The sequence below is a fragment of the Rhodococcus sp. R1101 genome, assembly GCF_000278445.1.
In the GTDB taxonomy this organism is placed as follows: domain Bacteria; phylum Actinomycetota; class Actinomycetes; order Mycobacteriales; family Mycobacteriaceae; genus Rhodococcus; species Rhodococcus gordoniae.
On sequence record NZ_AJVB01000282.1, the window covers coordinates 1 to 4,880 of the forward strand.

Sequence of the window (4,880 nt, forward strand, 5' to 3'; positions counted from 1 at the left end):
GCCGCGCTCGAGGAGATCGACCGTGCGCTCTACCGGCACATCCTCACCCTCTGGGACACCGCGCTCATCAGGCTTGCGCGGCTGCGGATCAGCGACGAGGTCGACAACGGTCTGCGCTACTACGACCTCGCGCTGTTCGACGTCGTGCCCGCTCTCAACGCCGAAGTGCGCCGCGAACTCCGGCGACGCTGGCCCGACGCCGCGGTGCTCACCGAGCCGCTGGTGCGGCCCGGCACCTGGATCGGTGGCGACCGCGACGGCAACCCCAACGTCGACGGGGAAGTCGTCACCACCGCCGCCAATCGTGCCTGCGAGACCGCGCTGCGTCATCACCTCACCGAACTCGCGGCGCTCGAACGCGAACTGTCGATGTCCGAACGCACCGCGACCATCAGCGGTGCCCTGAAGAAACTCGCCGACCACTCGGGCGACGAGGATCCCGCGCACAGTGACGAGCCGTACCGGCGTGCCGTGCACGGCATCCGCGCTCGCCTCACCGCGACCGCGGAACGGTTGCTGCCCGGCGTCGACCTGCCCCACACGGTGCGCATCCCGTGCGAACCGTATCCTCACCCGGCCCGCCTGCACACCGACCTGAACATCGTCGATGCATCCTTGCGTGCGGGTGGTGCCGCGGTGATCGCCGACGACCGGCTCGCCCACCTGCGCAGCGCCGTCGAGGTCTTCGGGTTCCACCTCGCACCGCTCGACCTGCGGCAGAACTCCGAGGTACACGAGAACGTCGTCGCCGAACTGCTCTCCTGGGCGGGGGTCACCGACCGCTATCGCGATCTGCCGGAAGACGAGAAGGTCGCGCTCCTCACCGCGGAACTGCGGATTCGCCGCCCGCTCACCGCCGCCGATGCGCACCTGTCGGACGAGACCGCGAAAGAACTCGGCATCCTGCGTGCCGCCGCCGAAGTGGTCCGCCGCATCGGACCGGCCGCCATCGAGCACTACATCATCAGCATGTGCACCTCGGTGTCCGACCTGCTCGAGGTCGAGGTACTGCTCAAGGAGGTCGGCCTGCTCGACCTCGACCGCGGCTATCCGCGCAGCACGGTGCAGGTCATCCCGCTCTTCGAGACGATCGACGACCTGCGGGGCGGCGCTGCCACGCTGACCGCGGCCCTCGCCGTGCCCGAGTTCCGCAGCCTCGTCGACGGGCACGACGGCCTGCAGGAGATCATGCTCGGGTACTCCGACTCCAACAAGGACGGCGGCTATCTCGCCGCCAACTGGGCGCTCTACCGCGCGGAACTCGACCTCGTCGACGCGGCCCGCACCGCCGGGATCCGGCTGCGGCTGTTCCACGGTCGCGGCGGTACCGTCGGCCGCGGTGGCGGACCGAGCTACGACGCCATCCTCGCCCAGCCGCCAGGAGCGGTTCAGGGATCGCTGCGCCTCACCGAGCAGGGTGAGGTCATCGCCGCGAAGTACCGCGAACCGGTGCTCGCCCGCCGCAATCTCGAAGCGCTCGTCTCGGCGACACTGGAATCGAGCCTGCTCGACGTCGAAGGCCTCGGAAAGGACGCACCGGAGGCCTACCGGATCCTCGACGAACTCGCCGACCTGGCCCGCGCAGCGTACAGCCGCCTGGTCCACGAGACGCCGGGCTTCGTCGAGTACTTCACCACGGCGACACCGGTCTCGGAGATCGGGGCGCTCAACATCGGCAGCCGTCCTGCCTCCCGCAAGCAGACGAAGGCGATCAGCGACCTGCGGGCCATCCCGTGGGTGCTCTCCTGGACGCAGAGCCGTGTGATGCTCCCCGGCTGGTACGGCACCGGAACGGCCGTGCACGACTGGGTATCCGGCGATCCGGACCGATTGGCAACTCTGCAGGATCTCTACCGACGCTGGCCCTTCTTCCGTTCGGTGCTGTCGAACATGGCGCAGGTGCTCGCCAAGTCCGATCTCGGCCTGGCCGCCCGGTACTCCGAACTCGTCGACGACACCGAACTGCGGGAGCGGGTGTTCGGCAGCATCGTCGACGAGCACGCCCGCACCGTCGTCGCCTACGAGCAGATCACGGGGTACGACTCGCTCGTCGCGGACAATCCCGCCCTCGAGCGGTCGCTGCACAACCGGTTCCCGTACCTCGAACCGCTCAACCATCTGCAGGTCGAGTTGCTGCGCCGGTTCCGCGCCGGCGAGGACACCGACCGGGTCCGGCGCGGCATCCAGATCACGATGAACGGTCTCGCCACGGCGTTGCGCAACAGCGGCTAGAAAAATTTCTCGTCGGGTTGTCGATACGGCAGGTGCCCGTTCGTCGTGATGGTGTAGGACGAACACCACACAGACGGGAGCGACCGCCATGAAGTACATGCTGCTGATCTACGCATCCACGACCGACGAGCCCACCTGCACCGTCGAGGACTGGCAGAACTACGAGAAGGCGATGCGCGACGCGGGAGTCCTCGTGTCCGGGCACGCTTTGCAGGATCTCGTCACCGCGACGTCCGTGCAGGTCGACGCGGACGGGCGACGCACGGTGACAGACGGACCGTTCGGCGAGAGCCGCGAGGTGCTCGGCGGATACGACGTCATCGACGTCGGCAGCCTGGACGAGGCACTCGACTGGGCGGCCCGCTGCCCCGGTTCGAGGGACGGCGGCACGGTCGTGGTGCGGCCGATCGCGGACTTCGGGGACTGAGCGATGGAGGAACCGGCCGCAACCGTCGAGGCGGTGTTCCGGGAGGAACACGGCCGGCTCCTCGCCGCGCTCGTCCATCGGTTCGGCGATCTCGACCTCGCGGAGGAGGTCGCATCGGACGCGCTGGAAGCGGCGCTCGTACGCTGGCCGGCCGACGGGGTGCCCGAGCGTCCGGGTGCCTGGCTGCTCACCACGGCGAGGCGCCGAGCGCTGGACCGGGTACGCCGCGACCGCGTGTATGCGACACGCCTCGCCGAACTCGCCATCGATACCGAACGTCGCATGTCGCACGAACCACCCGAGACCGGTGAGTTGCCGGACGACCGCCTCGAACTGTTCTTCACCTGCGCCCACCCCGCCCTCGCCGCCGACGACCGCGTCGCGCTGATCCTGCGCTGCCTCGGCGGGCTCACGACGAACGAGGTGGCCCGCGCCTTCCTCCTTCCGCCGCCGACGATGGCGCAACGGATCGTGCGGGCCAAGAAGAAGATCCGCGGCGCTCGGATTCCGTTCCGGGTGCCGGGCCCCGGCGAACTGCCGGAGCGACTACCGGCGGTGCTTGCGGCGCTCTACTCGATCTTCACCGAGGGTTATGTCGCGAGCAGCGGCGAACATCTGCAACGCCCCGACCTCGCCGAGGAAGCGATCCGCCTCACGTGCATCCTGCACCGCCTGATGCCGGCGGAACGGGAGGTGAGCGGGTTGCTTGCGCTGATGCTGCTCGTCCACGCCCGCCGAGACGCACGCACCGACCCGTCCGGCGCGATGATGCTGCTCGACGTACAGGACCGCACCCGCTGGGACCGCTCGATGATCGAGGAGGGCAGTTCGCTGGTGGTCGCCGCACTCACCGGGGGACCACCCGGCCCGTACGGAGTGCAGGCCGCCATCGCCGCACTGCACGACGAAGCGAACGGCGTCGACAGCACCGACTGGCCGCAGATCGTCGCGCTCTACGACGTGCTGATCGCGCTGAGCCCGTCGCCGGTCGTCGCACTGAACCGCGCCGTGGGGGTCGCGATGCGCGACGGGCCCGCGGCCGGACTCGAACTCCTCGACGGTCTCGCGGAGGAGCCGGGTCTGCGCGACTACGGGCCGTACGCGGTGGCGCGGGCCGAGTTGCTGAGCCGGGTCGGTCGGAAAGGCGAAGCGGCCGAGGCGTATCGGCGCGCGCTCGAGCTCGCCGGTACCGAACCCGAGCGGCGACACCTTCGATCGAGGCTCGTGAGGTCGGCGAACCCACCGGGTGAGTAGAGGATTGCGGGCGCTGGAGCCTACGATTCGGGCAACTCCGGGTCGCCGTGTGATTCCGAGAGAGCGAGCGGCACGGGATCGTCCGGAGGTTCCGGGTCGCACCAACCGTCGTCGACGCATGTCGGATCGTCCGGGCCGTCTCGGAAGTCGTCCCACCGGAACAGCACGCTCGCGTGGAAGTTCGCGTCGGGTGGGATCGGGCGCCGTGTGCGACCGGCAAGGATCCAGATCCGGCCCATACGATTCGGCTTCGCCTTTGCGTACTCTTTGTCCCGCTGGGGAAGTCCACGCAAATCCGCTTTCCGACGCAGCAGTACCCCGTGCTCCCGTGCCCCGTCGAGCACCCACAGAAGCGAGATGTTGGCGAGTCTGTCGTCCTTGAATCCGCCACCCACGTCGGAATGGACGCCGGTGAACCAGGCTTCCTGGATTGCCGCGTTCGTCACCAAGTCCGCCTTGTACGGCCTGCGATATTCGTCGATCGAGACGGCATGCCGACCTGCTTCCACATTCGGGAGGTCCTCGGTCTTCACGAAGTGAAGGTCTCGCCGGAACAGGCCGGGAGCGCTGACAGTGTCCCAGATGCCGAGGTAGTGCACAGGAACGGAGAACGAGCCGTTCGGCGCACGGCACACGGTGGCGGAGAATTCCTGGGCGGCTTTCTCATTCTCCTCTGTCCACTCGCCCCGGGGCGCATACTTGGCGATCGCATACTGGACGAGGTTTTCTGCCGCCGGTCGTGGAATGCCGATGACGTGCAGCATGCCCGCAAGCGCCCGGGCCGTGTAGGCGCCTCGGCTGAACCCGAAGAGATAGATTCGATCGCCCGGCTCCCACTGGTTCATCAGGAAGGCGTAGGCCTCCGCGAGATTCGTCTTGATTCCGACGCCGAATGCGAGCCCGAGCGTGCGCGAGATCTTCTGCCCCACGCGTGTCGACGCGCCGGCCGACGAGAATGTGCCGACCC

General features: G+C 68.4%; 4 protein-coding genes. 3 read left to right on the forward strand and 1 reads right to left on the reverse strand.

Annotated features, from left to right (window positions below; genetic code table 11):
- The 3 genes from ppc to R1101_RS0115955 form a co-directional block, all read left to right on the forward strand.
- On the forward strand, window positions 1–2,232 hold a 2,232-nt coding region (gene ppc / locus R1101_RS0115945; protein WP_016934381.1), incomplete at its 5' end, for a phosphoenolpyruvate carboxylase.
- A gap of 88 nt (window positions 2,233–2,320) precedes the next feature.
- Entirely contained in the window at window positions 2,321–2,659 is a 339-nt protein-coding gene (locus R1101_RS0115950; protein ID WP_016934382.1) for a YciI family protein, read from the forward strand.
- Window positions 2,660–2,662: 3 nt separating this feature from the next.
- Window positions 2,663–3,913 carry an RNA polymerase sigma factor gene (locus tag R1101_RS0115955; protein WP_016934383.1) on the forward strand — a complete coding sequence of 417 codons (1,251 nt, stop codon included), beginning with the start codon at window positions 2,663–2,665 and terminating at the stop codon, window positions 3,911–3,913.
- Window positions 3,914–3,933: 20 nt separating this feature from the next.
- On the opposite strand, the gene R1101_RS27060 is transcribed toward R1101_RS0115955, so the two are convergent.
- Window positions 3,934–4,880: phospholipase effector Tle1 domain-containing protein (locus R1101_RS27060; RefSeq protein ID WP_016934384.1), on the reverse strand; the 947-nt coding region annotated here is incomplete at its 5' end.